The 21,136-nt window shown below is 61.3% G+C and carries 20 protein-coding genes; 6 read left to right on the top strand and 14 right to left on the bottom strand.

Annotated elements, in window-relative coordinates; genetic code table 11:
- The first annotated feature begins 42 nt into the window (after positions 1 to 42).
- Together ACR0KM_RS15565 and mfd are read left to right on the top strand one after the other, a co-directional pair.
- On the top strand, positions 43 to 570 hold the full coding sequence (locus tag ACR0KM_RS15565) for a component of SufBCD complex (RefSeq protein ID WP_480819885.1): 528 nt from the start codon (positions 43 to 45) through the stop codon (positions 568 to 570).
- A gap of 18 nt (positions 571 to 588) precedes the next feature.
- Complete coding sequence (gene mfd / locus ACR0KM_RS15560) at positions 589 to 4,044, top strand: transcription-repair coupling factor (RefSeq protein ID WP_480857499.1); 3,456 nt, start codon at positions 589 to 591, stop codon at positions 4,042 to 4,044.
- Here mfd and ACR0KM_RS15555 read toward each other — a convergent pair.
- From ACR0KM_RS15555 to ACR0KM_RS15535, 5 genes are all read right to left on the bottom strand, one after another.
- A complete protein-coding gene (locus tag ACR0KM_RS15555) occupies positions 4,041 to 4,718 on the bottom strand; it encodes an SH3 domain-containing protein (protein WP_480857501.1) in 678 nt (225 codons plus the stop codon). The genes mfd and ACR0KM_RS15555 overlap by 4 nt on opposite strands.
- On the bottom strand, positions 4,715 to 6,379 hold the full coding sequence (locus tag ACR0KM_RS15550) for a hypothetical protein (RefSeq protein WP_480857503.1): 1,665 nt from the start codon (positions 6,377 to 6,379) through the stop codon (positions 4,715 to 4,717). Before ACR0KM_RS15550 ends, ACR0KM_RS15555 begins: the two co-directional genes overlap by 4 nt.
- Positions 6,380 to 6,438: 59 nt before the next feature.
- The gene (locus ACR0KM_RS15545) at positions 6,439 to 7,647 is read right to left on the bottom strand and encodes an MFS transporter (protein ID WP_480857505.1); all 1,209 of its coding nucleotides are present in this window, start codon (positions 7,645 to 7,647) and stop codon (positions 6,439 to 6,441) included.
- Between the two features lie 73 nt (positions 7,648 to 7,720).
- Positions 7,721 to 8,380, bottom strand: coding sequence for a DsbA family oxidoreductase (locus ACR0KM_RS15540; protein WP_480529689.1), 660 nt, complete (start codon positions 8,378 to 8,380; stop codon positions 7,721 to 7,723).
- Entirely contained in the window at positions 8,377 to 9,894 is a 1,518-nt protein-coding gene (locus ACR0KM_RS15535; protein ID WP_480857649.1) for a class I adenylate-forming enzyme family protein, read from the bottom strand. The genes ACR0KM_RS15540 and ACR0KM_RS15535 overlap by 4 nt, the downstream gene beginning before the upstream one ends.
- 66 nt (positions 9,895 to 9,960) lie before the next feature.
- Here ACR0KM_RS15535 and ACR0KM_RS15530 point away from each other — a divergent pair, with 66 nt between their 5' ends.
- Positions 9,961 to 10,584 (top strand): helix-turn-helix domain-containing protein, encoded by a 624-nt coding sequence (locus tag ACR0KM_RS15530; protein WP_480819895.1) that lies wholly within the window; start codon positions 9,961 to 9,963, stop codon positions 10,582 to 10,584.
- On the opposite strand, the gene ACR0KM_RS15525 is transcribed toward ACR0KM_RS15530, so the two are convergent.
- The 5 genes from ACR0KM_RS15525 to ACR0KM_RS15505 form a co-directional block, all read right to left on the bottom strand.
- On the bottom strand, positions 10,573 to 10,809 hold the full coding sequence (locus tag ACR0KM_RS15525) for a hypothetical protein (RefSeq protein ID WP_480819897.1): 237 nt from the start codon (positions 10,807 to 10,809) through the stop codon (positions 10,573 to 10,575). The genes ACR0KM_RS15530 and ACR0KM_RS15525 overlap by 12 nt on opposite strands.
- A 190-nt stretch (positions 10,810 to 10,999) precedes the next feature.
- Positions 11,000 to 11,659 (bottom strand): aquaporin, encoded by a 660-nt coding sequence (locus tag ACR0KM_RS15520; RefSeq protein ID WP_480857507.1) that lies wholly within the window; start codon positions 11,657 to 11,659, stop codon positions 11,000 to 11,002.
- Positions 11,656 to 12,132: an arsenate reductase ArsC gene (locus tag ACR0KM_RS15515; RefSeq protein ID WP_480857509.1), complete on the bottom strand. Its 477-nt coding sequence runs from the start codon at positions 12,130 to 12,132 to the stop codon at positions 11,656 to 11,658. The genes ACR0KM_RS15520 and ACR0KM_RS15515 overlap by 4 nt, the downstream gene beginning before the upstream one ends.
- Positions 12,133 to 12,159: 27 nt before the next feature.
- Positions 12,160 to 12,984 (bottom strand): arsenate reductase/protein-tyrosine-phosphatase family protein, encoded by an 825-nt coding sequence (locus ACR0KM_RS15510; protein ID WP_480857511.1) that lies wholly within the window; start codon positions 12,982 to 12,984, stop codon positions 12,160 to 12,162.
- Between the two features lie 32 nt (positions 12,985 to 13,016).
- The gene (locus tag ACR0KM_RS15505) at positions 13,017 to 14,831 is read right to left on the bottom strand and encodes an extracellular solute-binding protein (RefSeq protein ID WP_480857513.1); all 1,815 of its coding nucleotides are present in this window, start codon (positions 14,829 to 14,831) and stop codon (positions 13,017 to 13,019) included.
- A 294-nt stretch (positions 14,832 to 15,125) separates the two neighbouring features.
- Here ACR0KM_RS15505 and ACR0KM_RS15500 point away from each other — a divergent pair, with 294 nt between their 5' ends.
- Together ACR0KM_RS15500 and ACR0KM_RS15495 are read left to right on the top strand one after the other, a co-directional pair.
- Positions 15,126 to 15,899: a 3-hydroxybutyrate dehydrogenase gene (locus ACR0KM_RS15500; RefSeq protein WP_480819907.1), complete on the top strand. Its 774-nt coding sequence runs from the start codon at positions 15,126 to 15,128 to the stop codon at positions 15,897 to 15,899.
- A gap of 64 nt (positions 15,900 to 15,963) precedes the next feature.
- Positions 15,964 to 16,989 carry a patatin-like phospholipase family protein gene (locus ACR0KM_RS15495; protein WP_480857515.1) on the top strand — a complete coding sequence of 342 codons (1,026 nt, stop codon included), beginning with the start codon at positions 15,964 to 15,966 and terminating at the stop codon, positions 16,987 to 16,989.
- On the opposite strand, the gene ACR0KM_RS15490 is transcribed toward ACR0KM_RS15495, so the two are convergent.
- From ACR0KM_RS15490 to ACR0KM_RS15475, 4 genes are all read right to left on the bottom strand, one after another.
- Positions 16,990 to 17,667 carry a DUF502 domain-containing protein gene (locus tag ACR0KM_RS15490; protein ID WP_480819911.1) on the bottom strand — a complete coding sequence of 226 codons (678 nt, stop codon included), beginning with the start codon at positions 17,665 to 17,667 and terminating at the stop codon, positions 16,990 to 16,992. It lies immediately after the preceding gene.
- 64 nt (positions 17,668 to 17,731) lie between these two features.
- On the bottom strand, positions 17,732 to 18,646 hold the full coding sequence (locus tag ACR0KM_RS15485) for a pseudouridine-5'-phosphate glycosidase (RefSeq protein ID WP_480857518.1): 915 nt from the start codon (positions 18,644 to 18,646) through the stop codon (positions 17,732 to 17,734).
- Positions 18,643 to 19,536 (bottom strand): PfkB family carbohydrate kinase, encoded by an 894-nt coding sequence (locus ACR0KM_RS15480; RefSeq protein ID WP_480857519.1) that lies wholly within the window; start codon positions 19,534 to 19,536, stop codon positions 18,643 to 18,645. The genes ACR0KM_RS15485 and ACR0KM_RS15480 overlap by 4 nt, the downstream gene beginning before the upstream one ends.
- 54 nt (positions 19,537 to 19,590) lie before the next feature.
- A complete protein-coding gene (locus ACR0KM_RS15475; RefSeq protein ID WP_480857521.1) occupies positions 19,591 to 20,211 on the bottom strand; it encodes a thiamine phosphate synthase in 621 nt (206 codons plus the stop codon).
- A 163-nt stretch (positions 20,212 to 20,374) separates the two neighbouring features.
- Between ACR0KM_RS15475 and ACR0KM_RS15470 the strand changes: the two genes are divergently transcribed.
- Positions 20,375 to 21,118 carry an RNA methyltransferase gene (locus tag ACR0KM_RS15470; protein ID WP_480857523.1) on the top strand — a complete coding sequence of 248 codons (744 nt, stop codon included), beginning with the start codon at positions 20,375 to 20,377 and terminating at the stop codon, positions 21,116 to 21,118.
- Positions 21,119 to 21,136 lie beyond the last annotated feature (18 nt).

The raw sequence follows: 21,136 nt of genomic DNA, 5'->3' as shown, positions 1-21,136 counted from the left end.
TGTGATGAGGGTCCCTGCGGACGGTGAATAAAGGGCTGACGCTTGGACATATACTCTTCGATTTTCGAACTCATCGACATGCGCAGCTTCTCGAATCTGTGGTATTGGATCGGGCTGGCGGTGTTGTGGTCCTCGGCCAGCCATTGGGTCATGGGGGTGCCTTACGATCTGGTGGTACGCGCGCGCCGCGTTGGGGGCCAGACCGAGCGCGACCTTCTGGACATTGTGCGGATCAATGGAAACCGGCTGCTGCATATCGTCGATGTGTCCGGGCTGGTCATTCTGGCGTTGTGCTGTTTCGTCTTTACCGGGCTGGCATTGCTTGGTTTTTTGTATGGCGTCGAGTTTGCGCAGGCCGTGTTCCTGCTGTTGTTTCCGCTGTGTTTCGTCATGCTGGTGAATATCGCGACGGCCCGGCGGCTGCGTCGGCAGGAACCGACGCTGGCTGTGGTGTCGAAGGCGCTGAACAGATGTCGGGTTTATACCCAGATCATCGGGATGATTTCGATCTTGATCACCTCCCTGTGGGGGATGTACCAGAACTTCTCGATCGGCCTCTTGGGCTGGTAAGCTCGGAAAGGCTAGGCGATGACGGCTCCGAACCACGTAACTGTTGGCGGCGCCCCCGAGGGGTTCGACGCGCAGCTTGTCCTGAATGAGATCGCGCGCTCGGGCGGCCCGGTGTGCCATGTCGCGCGGGACGACAAACGGATGGAGGCGATGCGCGCCGCGCTGACCTTCTTTGCCCCCGACATGCCGGTCTTCGTGTTTCCCGGCTGGGATTGTCTGCCCTACGACCGGGTGTCGCCCAATGCCGATATCTCGGCGGCGCGGGTGGCGACACTGGCGGCGCTGGTGCATCAGATGCCCGATCGGTTCGTTCTGCTGACCACGCTGAACGCCGCGACCCAACGTGTGCCCGCGCGCGAGGTGCTGCGCGAGGCGGCGTTTACCGCGCGCGTTAATCACCGCATCGATGAAGAGGCGTTGCGCAATTTCCTCGTCCGTATGGGGTTTATCCAAAGCCCCACAGTGATGGAGCCCGGAGACTATGCCATTCGCGGTGGTATCATCGACATTTTCCCTCCGGGCGATTCCGGCCCGGTACGTCTGGACCTGTTCGGAGACGTGCTGGACGGTGTGCGTCGGTTCGATCCGGTGTCACAGCGCACCACCGAAAAGCTTGACGTTGTGGAACTGGCTCCGGTCTCCGAGGTCATTCTGGACGAAGCGGCCATCACCCGGTTCCGCCAGAATTATCGTATCGAATTCGGCGCTGCAGGCACGGACGATCCCCTGTACGAGGCGGTCAGCGCAGGCCGCAAACATCAGGGCATTGAACATTGGCTGCCGTTTTTCCACGAAAAGTTGGAAACCCTGTTCGATTATCTGCCCGATGCGACGATCACCGTGGACGATCAGGTGACACCCGCGCGGTTGGCGCGGTGGGATACGATTGCCGATCAGTATGAGACGCGAAAGCTCGCGCTCGAAAACCGCTCGCGTATGGATACGGTCTATAAACCGACCCCACCCGGACTGCTGTATCTGGATGACGCCGCGTGGGAACAGGCGGTTGGCGATCGTCGGGTGCTGCAATTTAGTCCTCTGCCGCAGGCCAGCGGACCGGGTGTGATCGACGCTGGCGGACGGATCGGGCGCAACTTTGCACCCGAACGGCAGCAGGAAAGCATCAGCCTGTTCGGTGCTTTGGCGGCGCATATCACTGACAAGATGGCCAAAGGGCCGGTACTGATCGCGTCCTATTCCGAAGGCGCGCGTGAACGCCTGACCGGCCTGATCGAGGACGAAGGTTTGGCCGAGGCGATCCCTGTCACCGATGGCACCCGCGTCGGTAAACGGGGGCTGCATCTGGCTGTCTGGGCGTTGGAGCACGGCTTCGAAACGCCCGATCTGACGGTGATCTCAGAACAGGACGTGTTGGGCGACCGCCTGATCCGCCAGCCCAAGAAACGCCGCAAGGCCGAGAACTTCCTGACCGAGACCCAATCGCTGTCTCCGGGTGATCTGGTGGTGCATGTGGATCATGGGATCGGGCGGTATCAGGGGATGGAGGTCGTGACCGCCGCCGGGGCCGCGCATGAATGCCTGCTGTTGGAATATGCCGAACAGGCCAAGCTGTACCTGCCGGTCGAAAACATCGAACTGCTGTCTAAATACGGTCATGACGAAGGCTTGCTGGACCGTCTGGGCGGTGGCGCATGGCAGGCCAAGAAGGCCAAGCTGAAAGAGCGCATCCGCGAGATGGCGGACAAGTTGATCCGCATCGCCGCCGAACGCGCATTGCGGAAAGCCCCGGTCATGGACCCACCTCCACACGCGTGGGAAGAGTTCAGCGCGCGCTTCCCCTATCAGGAAACCGACGACCAGTTGCGGGCCATCTCGGAAGTCATGGAGGACATGCATTCGGGCGCGCCGATGGATCGTCTGATTTGCGGCGATGTGGGCTTTGGCAAGACCGAAGTCGCCATGCGCGCCGCCTTTGTCGCCGCCATGTCCGGCGTGCAGGTCGCGGTGATTGCACCGACCACGCTGCTGGCGCGCCAACATGCGGCCTCGTTCAAGGACCGGTTCCGGGGCTTTCCGCTGGAAGTGCGGCAACTGTCGCGCTTTGTCTCGGCGAAAGAGGCGCAGCAAACCCGTGACGGGCTGGCGCGCGGGACCGTGGACATCGTGATCGGAACCCATGCGCTTCTGGCCAAAGGGATTCGATTCCAAAATCTCGGCTTGCTGATCATCGACGAGGAACAGCACTTTGGCGTGGGTCACAAAGAACGGCTGAAACAACTGCGCTCGGACGTGCACGTCCTGACGCTGACCGCAACGCCGATCCCGCGTACGCTGCAACTGTCGCTGACCGGAGTGCGTGACCTGTCGATCATCGGCACGCCGCCCATCGACCGTTTGGCGATCCGCACCTATGTCAGCGAGTTCGACGCGGTTACCATTCGCGAGGCGCTGCTGCGCGAGCATTATCGCGGCGGGCAGAGTTTCTATGTTGTCCCGCGTATTTCGGACCTGCCCGAGATTGAGGAATTTCTGAAAGAGCAGCTGCCGGAACTGACCTATGTGGTCGCGCATGGACAAATGGCGGCGGGTGAGCTCGACGACCGGATGAACGCGTTCTACGACGGTAAATACGATGTGCTACTGGCGACGACAATTGTCGAAAGCGGGCTGGATATTCCGACGGCGAACACGATGGTTGTGCATCGGGCGGATATGTTAGGGCTGGCGCAGCTCTATCAAATCCGGGGTCGGGTGGGGCGGTCCAAGACCCGCGCTTACGCGTATCTCACCACCAAGCCCCGCGCGCGTCTGACCGCGACGGCCGAGAAACGCCTGCGGGTTCTGGGCTCGCTGGATACGCTTGGGGCTGGCTTTACGCTGGCGTCTCAGGACCTCGATATTCGCGGCGCGGGCAACCTGCTGGGCGAGGAGCAGTCGGGCCAGATGCGCGATGTGGGCTATGAGCTTTACCAGTCGATGCTGGAAGAGGCGATTGCCAAGATCAAAGCAGGCGAAATGGAGGGGCTGTCGGACGCCGACGACCAATGGGCGCCGCAGATCAATCTGGGCGTGCCGGTTCTGATCCCCGAGGAGTACGTGCCTGATCTGGATGTACGGTTGGGGCTCTATCGCCGCCTGTCGTCGCTGTCGACCAAGGTGGAATTGGAAGGCTTCGCCGCCGAGCTGATCGACCGTTTCGGCACCCTGCCGAAAGAGGTCAACACCCTGATGCTGGTCGTGCGCATCAAGGCGATGTGCAAACGGGCAGGTATCGCGAAGCTGGACGGAGGGCCGAAAGGCGCGACGATCCAGTTCCATAATGACAAATTCGCCTCGCCCCAGGGATTGGTCGAGTTCATCCAGAACCAGCGCGGGCTGGCCAAGGTCAAGGACAACAAGATCGTAGTCCGGCGCGACTGGAAGAAGGACAGCGACAAGATCAAAGGGGCCTTTGCCATCGCGCGCGATCTGGCGGAAAAGGTCGTGGCCGAGAAGAAAAAAGCGAAAACCTAGTCGCCAGTCACAAAGGTACAGAGCTGCCAGTCGCCCGCGTCGGATTTCACCAGCGCGGCGCGGTAGCCGACCATGGACGCAAGAAAGTTGCTGTGCATATAGCCCGAGGTTCCATCTGTCAGCCTGACATTCTGATAGGTCTCATCCGGTTGGTAGTCTGGCACGATCACGACCTCATGGCTGATCAGGCCCAGAATCGCGCCCCCGATCGACGGGCTTTGGCGCAGGGTGACATCTTCGTGGGTCACGAAATAGGCCGTAAACGGATCCAGCGAGGCAGGCAGGGTGATGCGCCAGTGACTTGGCATCCAGAACTCACCCAGATCGTCGAAGTAACCGGGTTGGGACAGGGTGTTCTGCAAATCCGTCCAAAAGGCGTTTCGTAGTTCGTCTGCCTCGTCGCGAAACTCTTCGGCGAGTGTCTCGGGCGGGACTGTCAGATTGATGCGAAACTCGTCCCGACCGCCAGCGCTGCCGTGGCTGAGATAGATGTCGTCGCAGGCGGCAGCAACAACGGCGTCTGTATCGCGGGCCGCGATCTTGGCCCGCAGGTCTTCGCGGAACGCGACCAGAGAGGGATCGCGATCTGCTTCGTCGACAGGCGCAAAGGTCTGACGCTGAGCAAAGGCCGGGTCGGCAATCAGCAGGCTTGCGATCAGAAGTGGTATCCTCATTCAGCGGCCCTCATCGCGGCTTGTGCGCAGAAACAGGAGGCGCCAACAGCACGGTCGGCACGGGCTAAGGCGAGATCAAGCCGCTGTTTGATTTGCAGGATTTCTACCGTTTCCCCGCGTGCTTTCAAGCAATCATGCAGGCCCTTCAGGCTCCAGACATTGTCCGGATGGATCGAGGCGCGGCTGAGCGTGCCGCCAAGCCCCAGATCCTCGCGATAGACCTGCTCGGCCTCGTCCGTGTGGCCTTGTTCGAATAGCAGCGCCCCGAGCGCGTGGCGGGTGGGCTGCATCCAGCCCCATGGTTCGTCGTAGGGCAGGGTGTCGTCCAACTCGACCGAGCGGCGCAGATGGGCATAGGCGATCTCATAGTTGCCTTTGCGGTACTCGATCTCACCGCGCAGCATTTCGGCGGCGATCTCCAGCAGGTCGATGACGCGGTTGTTGTGCAGGCGGCGGGTTTCGGGGACGCAGGTCTTGGCGGCGAGGAAGAGTTGTTCTTCGGCCTCGGCCTGTGCCACGTCGCCGGTGGCCGCATGCGCGATGGCGCGGGCGTAATGTGTGGTCGCGGTCAGCGTTCGGTATAGGTCGGGGTCTTCGGGCAGCTCCAGCGCCTTGGCCTCGTCCCAGCGACCAAAGCGTATCAGGATATGCGGACCCATGGACATATAGCTTTCGAAATAATCCGCCATGGGCGGGCTTTCGATCCGCAGCATATCTTCGGGCGTGGTATCCCAAAGCCCCTGATTGGCGCGCAGGGCCGGTTCCATCTGGCCAAGGAACAAAGCCCCGTAGATGGTGAAGTGGTAATTGTGCTGGCGATAGCCGGTGTAAATGTTGAACGCGCCCTCACGCTCGTAGTATTTCAGATCGGCGACCGAGGCCTGCGCGTTCCAGTGGACGACGTTCTGATAGTGGCCGCATAGCACGTCGATATGCGTGGGCATATGCACCAGATGCCCCGCATCGGGCACCAAAGTCCGTAGGATATCCCCGGCTTTCAGGGCTTTTTCCGGGGTGGGCGACATCTCCATCAGATGCACATAAAGGTGCAGCAGGCCGGGATGTGACATGGCGGCCGGGTCGTCGGCCATTGCCATCTCCAGCGCCTCTTGCGCCTCAAGCGTGGCCGCGCCTTCGGCGGGCTGGCCGGTTTTCAGGTCCCACATCTGCCACGGCGTCAGGTTCAGCAGTGCTTCCACATAGATCGTGCGCAGGTCCAGATCACCCGATTGTTCGGCAAAGGCCGCGCGCATGGCGTCGGCATAGTCATAGTCCCAGCGGTGCATGTCGCCGATCGGGTCCCGCTGCGGGTAGCGTGCGGGCAGGGCGCGGATCAGAGCCGCCTCGACTGGCGTGCATCCGTCCAGCAACGCCATCGCGCGCTGTGTCGCGTCATAAGCGGTCGCCAGCGCTTTGGTCTGGCCTTGCTCGTCGCGCAAATCCCACGGCAGGTTATAGTTCGGCCCCGCCGCATAGGCGACGCCCCAATGGGCCATGGCGCAGTCGGGGTCATGCTCGGCAGCTTTTTGAAAACAGACCACGGCCTCGTCATGGTTATAGCCATAGGTCCAGACCAGTCCGCGATTGAACCACAGCTGCGCCTCGGGCGATGCTGTAGTGACGGCGCAGGAATATGTGCCTAGGTCGTAATAGTCGCTCATGAAGCCCCCTCCCCAAGAATTGAGGGGAAGGTTAGCGCGATTCAGGCTCTCTGCACAGATCAGGCGGGCAGTCTGTTTTCGATCCGGGCCATATGCAGCATCAGACCGAAGCCGAGGATGCACATGATCAATATAGCGGTCGTCAGCGGAGTGATCGAGCCGTCGAACAAGAGGCCCACAGGCGCTGCAATAGCTGCCGCCAGAACCGTCGCAATCGAACCGATCACCGAGGCCGCCATGCCCGCGATATGGCCCATCGGCTCCATCGCGATTGCGTTCAGGTTGCCCATGGTCATGCCCGCCATGAAGAAGACGGTCGTTTGCCACGCAACGAACATTGCGAACGAAGCGTCAGGCGACAGCGGGGTCATGTTCAGGACAATGACGCAGCTTGTGATCAGGATTTGTCCACCCAAGGCCCATGTCACCATGCGACGCATACCCACGCGGACCACCAGCGCCGCATTCAGCAGACTGGCCGAGCCCGAGATCAGCGCAATGAATCCGAACCAGAACGGAAAGCTTTCGGCCCGGTCGTGGACGACATCGAAAATGGGTTGCACCATCGTCAGCATGGTGAACAGCAGCCCCATGCAAAGGGTTTGCACAAGGATCGACAGGCGCACGGTTGGATGAGTGATCATCTCTTGCACCGCGGCGATCATCAGCGGCAACCGGAAGGGGCGACGGTTCTCGGGGGCCAGGGATTCGGGCAGCCGGACGGACATCCAGAGCACGATAATCGACGCAAACAGGATGAACGATACGAAGATGCCGCGCCATCCGACCAGAGCAATAACGCCCGCACCCAGCAGCGGCGCAATCGCCGGGACCAGCGTAAAGATCATCATGGCGATCGAGATGATGCGCGCCATCTCGCGTCCCGCAAAGAGGTCCCGAATGATTGCCATCGCGACGACGCGTGGACCGGCGGCACCCAGCCCCTGTGCCACGCGCGCGGCCAGCACCAGCTCCAGCGAGGAACTGGCCCATGCGACGGCAGAGGCCAGAATATACAAGGCCACACCACCATAGATCACCGGCTTGCGCCCCACCGCGTCCGAGATCGGTCCGGTGAAAAACGTACCGATCCCCATGCCCAGCACGAAGGATGTCAGGATCAGCTGCGCCTTGTTGAGATCACCGGGGCTCAGCTCGGCTCCGATCTCGGGCAGGGCGGGCAGCATGGAATCGATTGAAAAGGCAATCGTGGCGAACATCATCGCGACCAGCGCAATGAACTCGCCCCGTGACATGCGGTTGGTCATGGGAAGCTCCTTCCCGGCAGCGCTATCACGGGGCCGGGTGTCGGACTAGATCAGAAATGCACAGAGGTCTGTGCTATTCTGCAGGGGAAGCCTCAAGTTGAGACATGATGTCCGCGATCACTTTTCCCCATAATTCAGGGGGTTGCGCGCCGGGAACGGCGTGCTGATTGGCGACGATGAAAGTGGGGACTGAGCTCACGCCCATCTGGCGCGAATGGGTATCGCGGGTGCGGATATCTTCGCGGTCGGCGTCGGATTTCAGCAGTTTCGCCACCACGGCGGCGTCCATACCGGCACTGTCGGCGATGTCGGCCAGAACCTCATGGTCGCCGATATCGCGCGCCTCGACGAAATAGGCGTTGAACAGCGCGTCGACCACGGCGTTCTGCTTGCCCTCGATCCCGGCCCAATGGATCAGGCGGTGGGCATCCAGCGTGTTGGGGGTGCGCTTCATCCCCTCGAAATCGATCTTCAGGCCTGCGTTTTCGGCATGCTCCACCACAGGCGCATAGGCGCGGACGGCACCGTCTTTGCCGCCGAATTTGCGCTCAAGGTATTCGCGCCGATCCATGCCTGCGTCGGGCATATCGGGGTTCAGCTGAAACGGGTGCCATTCGATCACGAACGGATGGTCGGGGACCTCGGCCAGCGCCTTGTCCAGATGGGTCTTGCCGATATAGCACCACGGGCAGATCGGATCGGACATGATGTCAAGCTTAACGGTCTGTGTCATTCGGACGTCGCCTTGAAATAGGCCGGCAGGGCGCGGCGCAGGAGTTTGCCGTTGCCTCCGGTGGGCAGGGCGGAGAGATAAACAAAGGCGCGCGGTTGCTTGTAGCGCGCCAGCTTGGTCTCGACATAGGTCCGCAGGTCCGCTTCGTCCAGCTTTTCCGGGCCGGTATAGAAGGCGGCGATCACGAATGTGTCCTCTTTGACCTCGACCGCAGCGGCACCCACCTGCGTGATGCCGGGATGGTGCGAGAGGGCGGATTCGACCTCGACCGGGGACACGCGATAGCCGCCTGCATTCATCATGTCATCGTCACGACCCAGATAGGTGATCTGGCCGTCAGCCGCCATCGCCCCCTGATCGCCGGTCAGGAACCAGTTGCCCTGCATTCGGGCCTTGGCCTCGTCTGGCGCGTTCAGATAGGTCAGCATCAGACCGGGGTCGTCGTGATGGATGGCGATGGTGCCTTCTTGCCCTTGTGGGACCGGGCCGTTGGGCCCAACGATCGCGATCCGACGCCCGGTTTGAGGCTGGCCTAACGCGTCACCACGCGCCGGATGGGTTGGGCTGGAAGAAATGAAGGTCGAGCATTCGGACATGCCATAGGCTTCGAACAGTTCGGTGCCGGTGGTTTGCACCCACAGTTCATGCAGATGGCGCGAGAGCTTCTCGCCCGCGCTGAGGCCATGGCGCAGGTTAGGCAGGCTGAGGCGTTCAGTGTTTTGCAACATTCGACGATAGACGCCGGGCGCGGCGGCAAAGATCGTGGCGTGATGCTGGTTCAGCAGCCCGGGCAGGGCGGCGATATCGGTGCCGGGTTCAGGGATCAGCGCCGTCGCACCCATGGTCCACGGGTCCATCAACCCGGTCCCCAGCGTATAGGTCCAGTTGAACGCGCCCGCATGGCACAACCGATCCGTTGGCGTCAGGCCGTACCAGCCGTCGACCATCATCTGTCGCGCCCAGATCGCCCGGTGCGCATGGGCCACGGCGCGGGGCTTGCCTGACGTGCCCGAGGTATAGACCACATAGGCCAGCCGGTCGGGGTCTCCCATGTCAAAACGGGCCGGGGGCAGGTGGCGCATCTCGGTCAGATCGAACAGGGTGATTTGACGGGGGTGCGGGGCGCAGGACACGCCCGGGTCGCGCAGGATAGCCGCCGGGTTGAGATCGCGCAGGATGCCCGCCGTCTCAGCCTCAGTCAGTTGCGAGGATGTGGGCACTGGCACCAGTCCCACGGCGATGGCTCCGAGATAGGCAATCGGGAAATCGACCGTATTGCCCAGCCGCATCAGCACGATGTCACCGGGCGTCAGACCTGCCTGCAGCAACCCGGTTCCGGTGCCAAGGATTGCTGCCTGTAGCTGGGCATAGGTCCAATCCTGCGCAGATTCCACACCAAGAACCGACAGCGCCGTCTTATCCGCACAATCATTGGCATGGCGCAGAACATGCGCGGCCAGATTGAACGGGCTGGGGCAGGGCGCAAAGGGCCCCTGATCAAAGATCGACAACATGGTCAAAGGGCTACCGCCGGGCGCGGCGCGTTGCAAGCCGGGCGGGCTGGCCCTATAGAAAGAGCCATGAGCACGAATGACCACAAATCCATCGTCCGCATCGCCCGTGACAATGGCAGCAATACCGAACTTGAGCCTGTTGATTTGGGTGCCCGCGTGCGCGAATTGCGCAAAGCGCGCAGCTGGACGTTGGAGCAGGCGGCCACCCAGGCGGGGCTGGCGCGTTCAACGCTCAGCAAGATTGAAAACGGACAGATGTCGCCGACCTATGACGCGCTGAAAAAGCTGGCGACGGGGTTGGAGATTTCCGTGCCGCAGCTGTTCACACCGCCGCAGCGCGATCAGGTGATCGGTCGTATGGCCGTTACAAAGATGGGTGAAGGGGCTGCGCATGCGACCACCACCTATGAGCATGAACTTTTGGCCGAAACGCTGACCAAAAAGCAGATGCTGCCCTATCGCGCCCGCGTGCGTGCGCGGTCGATGGAGGAATTCGACGGCTGGGTTCGCCATGATGGCGAGGAATTCCTCTATGTCCTGACCGGCGTGGTGCGCCTGTTCACCGAATTCTACGAACCTGTCGAGATGCGCCGGGGCGACAGCGCCTATTACGACGGCAGCATGGGCCACAACGTGATTTCAGTCAGCGATGAGGACGCAACAATCCTGTGGGTGACTTCACTTACCTAGGGCTTGGGTGGCTTCGCGGTTCAGCGCTTCTGTGAACAGGAAATCCTCAAGCTCTTCACGGGCTTCGTTGACCGTAAGGTGATGACGCTCGGCCAGGTAGGCCTCGAACTGTTTGCGATCTTCACCAACACGCGCCATATCCCGGTCGCGCAGGTTCGGAAACCTGCGTTTCGCGCGTGCATAAGACGCGCCCCAATCTTGCGTCAGATCAGCCCAGTTTAGCATCTGCGAGCCTTCCTTTGTTCGTGTTTCAGGACTGCTCTCCCCCAAGCCAGCGTACGGAGGTGGATCGGATGCTGCGGACATGACAAAATGTCGCAGGTCATTGTGAGGCCCATCGGGCACGAAAAAACCCGCTGCGGCTAAACCGCAACGGGCAGACGGACCTGCAGTTAAGTGAGTGGCGGCCGGTCCGTTATTCCTCTGGCTTGAACAGCCAGTTCAGTAAAAGATGCCCGATAAATACAGCTATTATCTGCATTAAGATAAACATCGGGATATGAGCAGGGTATATCCCGGCGAACGTATCCGTAAAGCCTCTTGCGATGCTCACCGCCGGATTCGCAAAACTTGTGGACGATGTGTACCAGTAGGCGCCGGTGATATAGAGACCTACAAGTGCTGGTACCGTGTCCGGTTTGTGCCGAATTCCGCCGAAAATCACGAACAGAAGGCCCAGCGTGGCGATGATTTCTGAAAACCACTGGTGCGACCCGGTGCGGTGCAGGGTTTCCGAGGTCTGAAGAATCGGCAGGTCGAACATATAGTGGCTGGCCCAGACGCCCGCGATCCCGCCTGCGATCTGGACCAGCATGTACGGTGCCACGGCGCGCCACGGGTGTTCCCCGCGCAGGGCAAAGGCCAACGTCACCGCCGGGTTGAAATGCGCGCCCGAAACGGGGCCTAGCGTGGTGATGATTGCATAGAGCATACAGCCCGTCGCAATCGCATTGGCCAGCAGCGCCAGCGCGATGTTATCGCCTGCCAACGTCTGCGCCATGATGCCTGAGCCGACGACGCCGATCAGCAGGAACGCGGTGCCGAGGAACTCGGCGAAATACTGGCGGGCGGTCATGTGATGTCTCCGATACTTCTGAGCTGAGCGGTCAGTGCGGTACTGTCCATGGTCTCGATGGGCAGGGCCAGCAGCGCCTCGGCGCGGCGGCCCAGAATGTCGTAGGCGGTGCGAAAGGCCGCGTCCCACTCGGGTTCGGCTGCCGCTGCGGGATCTTCGACGCCCCAATGGGCGCGGACCGGGGCACCGGGCCAGATGGGGCAGGTTTCTTCGGCCGCTGATCCGCAGACGGTGATCACCATGTCCATCTGTGGCGCGTCATCTGCCGCGAATTCGTCCCAGCTTTTTGAACGAGCATCACGCACATCATGGCCTTCGCTGCCCAGAAGGGTCAGGGATTGCGGGTGCACCTTGCCGGTCGGGTTCGATCCGGCGGAATAGGCGCGCACCCGTCCGTCACCGGTATGGTTGAAGATCGATTCCAGCAGAATCGACCGGGCAGAATTGCCCGTGCACAGAACCAGTATGTTCATGAAAGCTGTCCTTGAGTTGGTCGCGCGTCACTCGGCCATGCGGCCAATGTCGTCGACGTGATGTTGGAGTGAGATACGGTCGAGCGTTTCGAACGGCAGGCTCGCGAAGGCGGTGATGCGGTTGCGCAGCAGGCCATAGGCTTGCTGAAACGCCAGCTGTTTCTGCGCTTCGGTGCCTTCGGCCTTGACCGGGTCGGGCAGGCCCCAATGGGCGCTCATCGGCTGGCCGGGCCATGCGGGGCAGGCCTCATTTGCGGCGTGGTCGCAGACGGTGAAGACAAAATCCATCTTGGGCGCGCTGTCGGCGGCGAACTCCTCTACGGATTTCGAGCGCAGATCAGAGATGTCGTAGTCTTTCTGCTGCAACAATTCCAAGACGGTCGGGTTCGGCCCATCCGAGGGCGCGGTTCCCGCTGAAAAGGCGCGGATCATGCCGTTGCCTGCGTTGTTCAGAATGGCCTCGGCCATGATCGAACGGGCCGAGTTGCCGGTGCAGATGAAAAGGGCATTCATAACGCGGTCTGGATTGGCCATGAGAGGGTCCTCGGACGGTTGTAGGCACAGATCGGGGCGGTTCTGACAGCACTCTCCGAGCAGGCCATCGAACAACCCCCGGACGGCGGGCAGGTTGGCCGTATACTGCAGCGACGTGCCTGCGCGGGTCTGTTCGATCAGACCCGCAGCCTTAAGCGCGTTGAGATATGTTGAGGTTGTATTTGGCTTCAGTGCCAGCGCCTCGGCAATCTGTCCCGCTGGGACGGAATCCGGATAGCGGCGCATGAGCAGCCGAAACAGGTCCAGCCGTTTGGGATGCGCCAATGCGCCCAGTCTGTCATGAATCGCTATTTCCATATTTCATGAAATATGGAAATAGGCGGCGCACGTCAATCCTGATACCACCAGACCTGAGGCATATATTCCGGTCCATCGCCATAGATCGGCAGGGTTTCGGGCTGCTTTAGTTCCTTGGCATGGGCGATGCGTCCGATGTCAAAGCTCCAGATCGGGATGACATAGCGTCCGGCGGTCAAAACCCGATCCAGCGCGCGGGTGGCGGCGACGAAATCCTCGTGGCTTTCCGAGGCCAGCATCGCGTCGATCAAACCGTCGACCGCATGCGAGGCGACGCCCATCAGGTTGCGTGTGCCCGGCGTATCGGCAGCCTCGCTGCCCCAGTACAGTCGCTGCTCATTGCCCGGCGACAGAGACAGGGCGCGGCGGAAGATGGTCATGTCGAAATCCAACTCGGACGTGCGCCCGGTATATTGTGCGCTGTCGACCTGTTCGATTGTCACCGCGATCCCCAGACGCTCTAGCGCGCGCGAGTAGATTTCCATCGCCGTCATGTTGTCGGTATCGCCTTGTTGCAACAGGACGGTGATGGCGAAGGGCTCCCCCTTGTCATTGCGCAGGACGCCGTCCTGAATGGTCCAGCCGGCCTCGGCCAGAAGATTTGTGGCCTTTCGGATATTGGCGCGGTTGCGGGCCGACCCGTCCCCTGAGGGCGGGGTGTAACCTTCCAGCGTGCCTGGCGGCAGATCGGCCGCGTAAGGTTCCAGCAGTTCCGCAACCCGACCCGTGGCAGGCCCCGGCTGCATCGCCAGATCAGAGCCTGAGAAATACGAGGTGATCCGGGGCTGCGCGCCACCTGTGATGGTGTCGTTGATGAACTCGAAATTGAAGGCCAGTGTCAGCGCTTCGCGCACGCGCCAGTCATCGAAGGGAGCCTTGCGGGTGTTCATGACATAGCCGGTCATGCCCGAGGGCTTGCCGTGCGGGATCTCGGTCTTGACCACGTCGCCCCGCTGAACGGCGGGGAAGTTATACTGGGTGTCCCATTTGTCGGCGTTGAACTCGCGCACGGCGGTCAGTTCCCCGGCTTTGAACGCCTCGAACAAGACGGTCGCATCGCCGTAGAACTCGATCCGCATTTCATCGAGGTTCATGGTGCCCTTGCGAAACGGGATATCCGCCCCCCAATAGTCCGGGTTGCGGCGCAGGGTGACATAGCGCCCGGCCTCATAGTCATCGACGACATACGGCCCGCTGCCGATCGGAATGTCGTGCAGGGGGGCGCTGGCGAAATCCTTCCCCTCCCACTGGGCTTTCTGCAGGATCGGGCGCATCCCGGCGATCAAGGCCAGTTCGCGGTCAGGTTCGTTGAAGGTGATGCGCACGCTGCGCGGGCCGGTCTGTTCGATGCTGTCGATCTTGCCCCACAGCCCGCGATAGCGCAGGTGCCCCTCGGTGCCCAATGTCTCATATGACCAGATCACGTCATCGACGGTTACGGGCGTTCCATCCGAGAAAGTTGCGTTTTCACGGAGGGTAAATTCGACCCAGGACCGGTCATCTGCAGTCTTAACTGATTCGGCTAACAACCCGTAAAGAGTGAAAGGTTCGTCCCAAGACCGCCCCATCAGGCTTTCATGGGTCCAAAATCGCAACTGCCAAGGTGAGGTGCCTTTTTGCACAAACGGGTTCAGGCTGTTATAGCCGCCAGTGTTGCCGAACACGACTTTGCCGCCTTTGGGCGCGTCCGCGTTTGCATAGGGCAGCGACACAAAATCCGGTGGTAGGGCCGGGTCCCCATACATAGCTATGCCATGGGCCGATTCTGCCGAGGCCCATGAAGCGGCAAAAACGCAGGTGATTCCCGTGATCACAAAGCGAAGGGGACGGAGATAATCGGGGCTCATTTTGGAAACAATCCTGCTCTGGCCTTATTTTGTTTGGGATTCACCGTAGCCATGATTTTTCTTATTATCAAACTTTTAGCTTGGACGAAGGCGCGGAATTGCTTATAAAGGACGCACTGCTCGATAGGTTTCTTGCCTGTATGAAACCTGCCTCAATAACTTAACGCCCGCTTCGTGCGGGCGTTTTTTTATGCGCATTTTGTCCGGGTAACAGGCCCGCGCGCTTTCCCCGTTTTCTTTGCAGGTGCAGCATGGCACTGTGTTCGCGAGACGCATATCAGAGGGAGAGCGGTCATGAGTCTGTCGGGCAAAACGGCCATCATTACGGGATCGAATTCAGGCATCGGACTAGGCATCGCGCGCGAGCTGGCGAAGGCCGGGGCGGATGTGGTGCTGAACTCGTTCACGGACCGGGATGAGGATCACGCGCTGGCCGCCGAGATCGGGCAAGAGACCGGGACAAACGCGCGCTACATCAAAGCGGATATGTCCAAGGGCGATGAATGCCGTGCGCTCATCGAACAGGCGGGCGCCTGTGATATTCTGGTGAACAACGCTGGCATTCAGCATGTGTCGCCCATCGATCAGTTTCCGACTGAAAAATGGGATGCGATCATCGCGATCAACATGAACTCGGCCTTCCACACCACGGCTGCGGCGCTGCCGATGATGCGTAAGGCGGGTTGGGGGCGCGTGGTGAACATAGCCTCGGCCCATGGTCTGACTGCGTCGCCCTTCAAGGCGGCCTATATCGCGGCGAAGCATGGGGTGGTCGGGATGACCAAGACCGTTGCTCTGGAGACCGCGCAGGAGCCGATTACCTGCAATGCGATCTGTCCGGGATATGTGCTGACCCCGCTGGTTGAGGCGCAGATCCCCAACACCATGAAGGAATACAACATGAGCCGTGAGGATGTGGTCAAGAACGTCCTGCTGGAGCGTCAGCCATCGAAAGAGTTTGCGACGGTCGAGCAATTGGGCGGCACGACGATCTTTTTGTGCTCGGACGCGGCGGCGCAGATTACCGGGACGACCATTTCGGTCGATGGGGGCTGGACGGCGTTGTGAGAGATCATGGGGGCTCAGCCCCCATACCCCCGGGATATTTTTGGCCAGATGAAGAGGCGGAACCATGAAACGGATCAATCTGGCGTTACAGGGCGGCGGGGCGCATGGAGCGTTCACTTGGGGTGTGCTGGATCGGTTGCTGGAGGAAGAGGATATCGAGGTTGCGGCGATCACCGGGACCTCGGCCGGGGCACTGAATGGGGCGGCGTTCAAGTCAGGGATGGTACGGGCCGGGCGCGCGGGCGCGCGAGCGTCGCTTGACGGGTTGTGGAAGCGGATGGGGGCCGTTGGTGACATGCGGATTGCCCATTGGATGCGCGGCATCGAGCCTGCGCATGTGGCGCAGGCGTTGGAGTATTCGGTACCCTTTTCCATGGCCGAGACGTGGTCGCGCCTGGTGTCGCCCTACGCATACGGACCCTTTTATCGCAATCCGCTGGAGTCGGTGGTGGATCGGTTCAACTTTGATGAGATTTGCGCGGATGAGGGGCTGGAGCTGTTTGTCTGTGCCACCTGCGTGCGCAGCGGCAAGATCCGTGTGTTTACGCGGGAAGAGATTTCGACCGATGCGATTCTGGCCTCGGCCTGCTTGCCGAACCTGTTTCAGGCGGTCGAGATTTTTGACCCCAAGTCGGGGCGGACCGAAGCGTATTGGGATGGTGGATATACTGGCAATCCGGCTCTTTATCCGTTGTTTAATGCGGGGCTGCCCGATGATGTCGTGATCGTGAATATTAACCCGCTGGAGCGCGATGAGGTGCCGAAAACGCCGCAGCAAATTCAGAACCGGATCAACGAGATCAGCTTCAACTCGTCGCTGTTTCGCGAGCTGCGGGCAATCAATTTCGTTCAGCGTCTGCTGGCCGAGGGGAAGCTGAAAGCGGGGGAAATGAGCCGGGTTCTGGTTCACATGATCGCCGATGACGCGTTGATGAACGACCTGTCTGCTGCGACCAAGATTGTGCCTAATCCGGTTGTTCTGAATCGGCTGAAGCAGGCCGGGCGCGCTGCTGCTGATCAGTTTCTGAACGCCAACAAGGGCGATCTGGGGCAGCGCAGCACCGTCGATCTGCCCGCGATGTTTGGCTGATCACTCTGGCGGTTGGGTCGGGTCTTTTTCGTTGGGATAAACAAGCCCTGCCGAGATCACCAGTTTGGCTGCGTCTTCGATGGACATATCCAGCAGGATCACATCCTCGGCCGGAAAGAACAGCAGGAAGCCCGAGGTCGGGTTGGGGGTCGTGGGGACAAAAACGCTCAGCAACTCGCCGCCTGTTTCGGCGCGCTCTCGAACCTCGCCCCGCGCGGTGGTCGAGACAAAGCCGATCGCCCAGATGCCGCGGCGCGGATATTGGATCAGGCAGGCTTTTTCGAACGAGCGTTCGGTCTGGGCAAACACCGTTTCCGAGATTTGCTTGATGCCGGAATAGACCGAGCGAACAACGGGCATACGGTCGACGAGGCTTTCGGCGAAATGGATCAACGAGCGGCCAAGGATGCCTTTGGCGATCCAGCCGACGATGACCGTGAACAGCAGAAAGATGACCACGCCCACGCCGCGTAGGTTGATTCCGACATATTCAGATGGTTGGAACCGCTGCGGGATCAGCGGCAGGACCGCGCTGTCGATCCAGCCGACGACAGACCAGATCAGCCAGACCGTTAGCCAGACGGGCGCAATGACCACGATGCCCGTCAGAAAGGACGCGCGTAGCCGGGAAAACAGGCCCGGTCCGCGGTGAGGTTCTTCGTCAAACGGTGTGTTCATCGTGATCCTGAGTGGTTTCGCGGTTTAGGTAGGCCGTCCGGTGCTGTGGTGCAATAGCTTGATGTCACGGTGCCGCATTCGTCAACGCGCGTGCGATGACTGCCGCCAGACGCGCATTGTTGCGCACCAGCGCAATATTGGCGGTGAGGGATCGGCCCTGGGTCTGTTCGTAGATCCGTTGCAGCAGATAGGGCGTGACGCCTTTACCCGTGATCCGATGCGTCTCGGCATCGGCCTGTGCAGAGGCGATGATGGGGGCCAGTTCCTCGGCAGGAATCTGGTCGGCCTGCGGAATCGGGTTGGCGACCAGTTGTCCGCCCGGCAGGCCAAGCCCTCGGCGGGTGGCATGGGCTTTGGCGATATCGGCGGCGTCATCCATTCGCAGTGGTGCGGCGAGGGGGGACTTTGCCGACCAGAAGGCCGGGAACTCGTCTTGTCCGTGGGCGATGACCGGCACGCCCAGCGTTTCCAGAACCTCAAGCGTTTTGGCGAGGTCGAGGATGGCTTTCGCCCCTGCAGCGACCACGGTCACTGGGGTCTGGGCAAGCTCATGCAGATCGGCGGAGATGTCGAAAGAGGTTTCAGCGCCTTGATGTACGCCCCCGATGCCGCCGGTGGCGAAAACCTCGATACCTGCGTGATTTGCAGCGATCATCGTGGCGGCGACGGTGGTAGCCCCTGTGCCGCCAGTGGCAAGGCAGGCGGCCATGTCGGCGCGTGACAGCTTGGCGACGCCCTGCGCCTGACCCAGTGCTTTCAGTTGATCTGCCTCCAGACCGACATTCAGAACCCCGTCAATGACCGCGATGGTGGCCGGAACTGCGCCCGCATCGCGGATGTCCTGTTCAACCTGCGCCGCGACCTCGATGTTCTGCGGGTAGGGCATGCCGTGGGTGATAATGGTGCTTTCCAACGCAACGATGGGTTGGCCTGCGTCCTTGGCGGCGCGCACCTCGGCGGAAGAGTGGATAGTGATCACAGTGGGGTTTCTCCGGAAACGTAAGTGGCGGCGGCGTGCAGCGCGCGGCCGAGCGCCGCGTCGCTGTCGGCCCCATTCGCCTCGGCGGCGATATGGGCGGCCATGAAAGTGTCCCCCGCGCCGGTCACGCGGGTGACCAGAACGGACGGGGGTGTTTGGGTCAGGAGGCTGTCAGCATCCCCGACGGTGGCCGAGTTGCCGCCATCGGTGACCAGAACGCGCAGAGCGCCACGGTCCAGCAGGCCTTTGGCGGCGCTTTCGGAATCGGTGAACTCGCGCTGGCACAACAGTCCTGCTTCTTCGAGGTTCACATAGAGTGTTGCGCGGGCGTGTTTGAGGAAGGGCAGCAGGCGCTCCGCCTTGCCGGGCGAGGCCGGGGCGACACGCAGATCGGCTTTGGCAAAAGCAGGGCTTTGCGCGATCTCTTCCAGCAGGGTCAGCGTCAAGTTACCGTCCAGCGCGATGGGGCCTTCGAACGGCGTGTTCTCGTACCCCAGCGGCCCGTGCATGAGGGGACGCAGGATTTTGGCCCCCGCAGCCTCAAGCGAATGGGCATCGGCAATGGCTGCGATCAGGCCGTTGGCGCCTTCGACGGCCATGTAGCGGTCGGTCGGCAGGTCTTGCGAGCGATAGATGTGGTCGGTAACCATTCCCAATCGCGCGCAGGACTGGACCAGTTCATCGCCCTCGGGGTCGCGGCCAATCGCGGTCAGCAGCGTTGGCGTCATACCAAACCGCACGAGAGTCATGGCGATGTTCATAGCGACGCCGCCGGGCAGGCGCGTAATACGCCCCGGCACGTCAGAGCCCTGCCGCATCACGCTGGCTGACCGCCCGATCACGTCCCAAAGGACCGAGCCGATACACAGGATGGTGCTGTTGTTGTTCATGCCACGTGTCATGCCGCAGCCCCGGCGCGGGCGCAAGGGTTAACGCCCCTGCGCTCAGCCCATAGCGGCAATCAGAGAGTTCAGCGTGTCCAGAGGGTTATCCTGTGACCAGATTTCCTCGCCAATGCCGAAGAAATCGGTGCAGGGGGCGAGGTCTCGGATCAGGCCGGCCGTCAGTCCGCCTTCGGCCACGACGGGAACCTCGATCATCTCGGACCACCATTGGAACAGGTCCTTTTCGGCCTTCGTGCCATCACCCAGCGCTGCCGAGCCCACCGGTCCGAAGGCCACGTAATCCGCGCCGTTCTCGCCCGCCGTCATGCCGTCATGGCTGGACGTACCGCAAAAGCTGCCGACAATCGCATCCGCACCCAGTTCCTTGCGCGCGGCGCGCACCGAGCGCGCGGCGTCGTCCAGATGTACCCCGTCCAGCCCCAGACGCTGGGCCAGCAGAACGTGGTTCGAGATCACGATGGCCACGTCACGCGCATGGGCCACCTCGCGGCAGGCATCCGCGGCGCGCGAGATGGTATCCTCGTCACTGCCCGCCAGCGCCAGTCGGATACAGGCGATCTCGGCCCCATCCAGAACGCGGGCCAGGTCATCTGGGAAGGTGCTGAGCGCAATGGTCGGGGGCGTGATCAGGTAAATCTGCGGCTGCTCTTGGGTGTCCATGGCGCGTCCTTTGGGTGTTCCGTCTTGGGCGCGGTTTAGCGGATTGGGCGGGGGAAGCAAACTTTATTGCCTCTGGCAGAGGTATTTGAGATCAGAAGAAGGGGTTCGGGTTGCTCTGACCCCGCAGGCGGATTAGAGCGGGCGCAGTTTTTCGGAGTGTGCCATGCCCAGCCAGACATCTCAGCCTTCTTTCGTGCTCGTGCGCCCGCAGATGGGCGAGAATATCGGCGCTGCCGCGCGCGCGATGTGGAATTTCGGGCTGGACCGGATGCGGATCGTTGCCCCGCGGGACGGCTGGCCAAACCCCAAGGCCGTGGCGATGTCCAGCGGTGCGGGGCGGCTGCTGGATGAGGCGCAGTTGTTCGATGATCTCGCGGGTTCCTTGGCTGATAGCACGTTTGTCTTTGCCACCACCGCTCGGCAGCGGGGTTTGACCAAGCCAGTCTATAGCCCCGAGCGCGCCATGAAGATTGCAGCGGAAAAAGTCGCTGCGGGCGAGAAGGTGGCCGTGCTGTTCGGCCCCGAACGCGCGGGGCTTGAGAATGAGGATATTGCCAAGGCCAATGCGATCATCTCGGTGCCGGTGAACCCCGAATATGCCTCGCTGAATCTGGGGCAATGCGTGCTTCTGACCGCTTATGAGTGGATGCGCCAGACCGGTGATGTGGTGCATGAGGCCACCGATCTGGGCAAGGGCGACTGGGCCACGGGGATCGAGGTCGAAAAACTGGTCGAACATTATGAGGATCGGTTGGAGGAGGCGGGGTTCTTCTATCCGCCTGAAAAGGCCGAAGGCATGAAGGTGAACCTGCGCAATCTTTGGTCGCGGATGCGGATGACGCGCGCCGATGTGCAGATGCTGCACGGGATCATGCGGCAGATGGTCCGCTGGAAGGATAAGGGCTGAGGCTGGACCTTCGCCCCC

Source organism: Ruegeria sp. G10 (assembly GCF_056533645.1).
The sequence above is the reverse complement of the archived record's forward strand: the minus strand, read 5'-3'. Positions and strand labels throughout refer to the sequence as shown.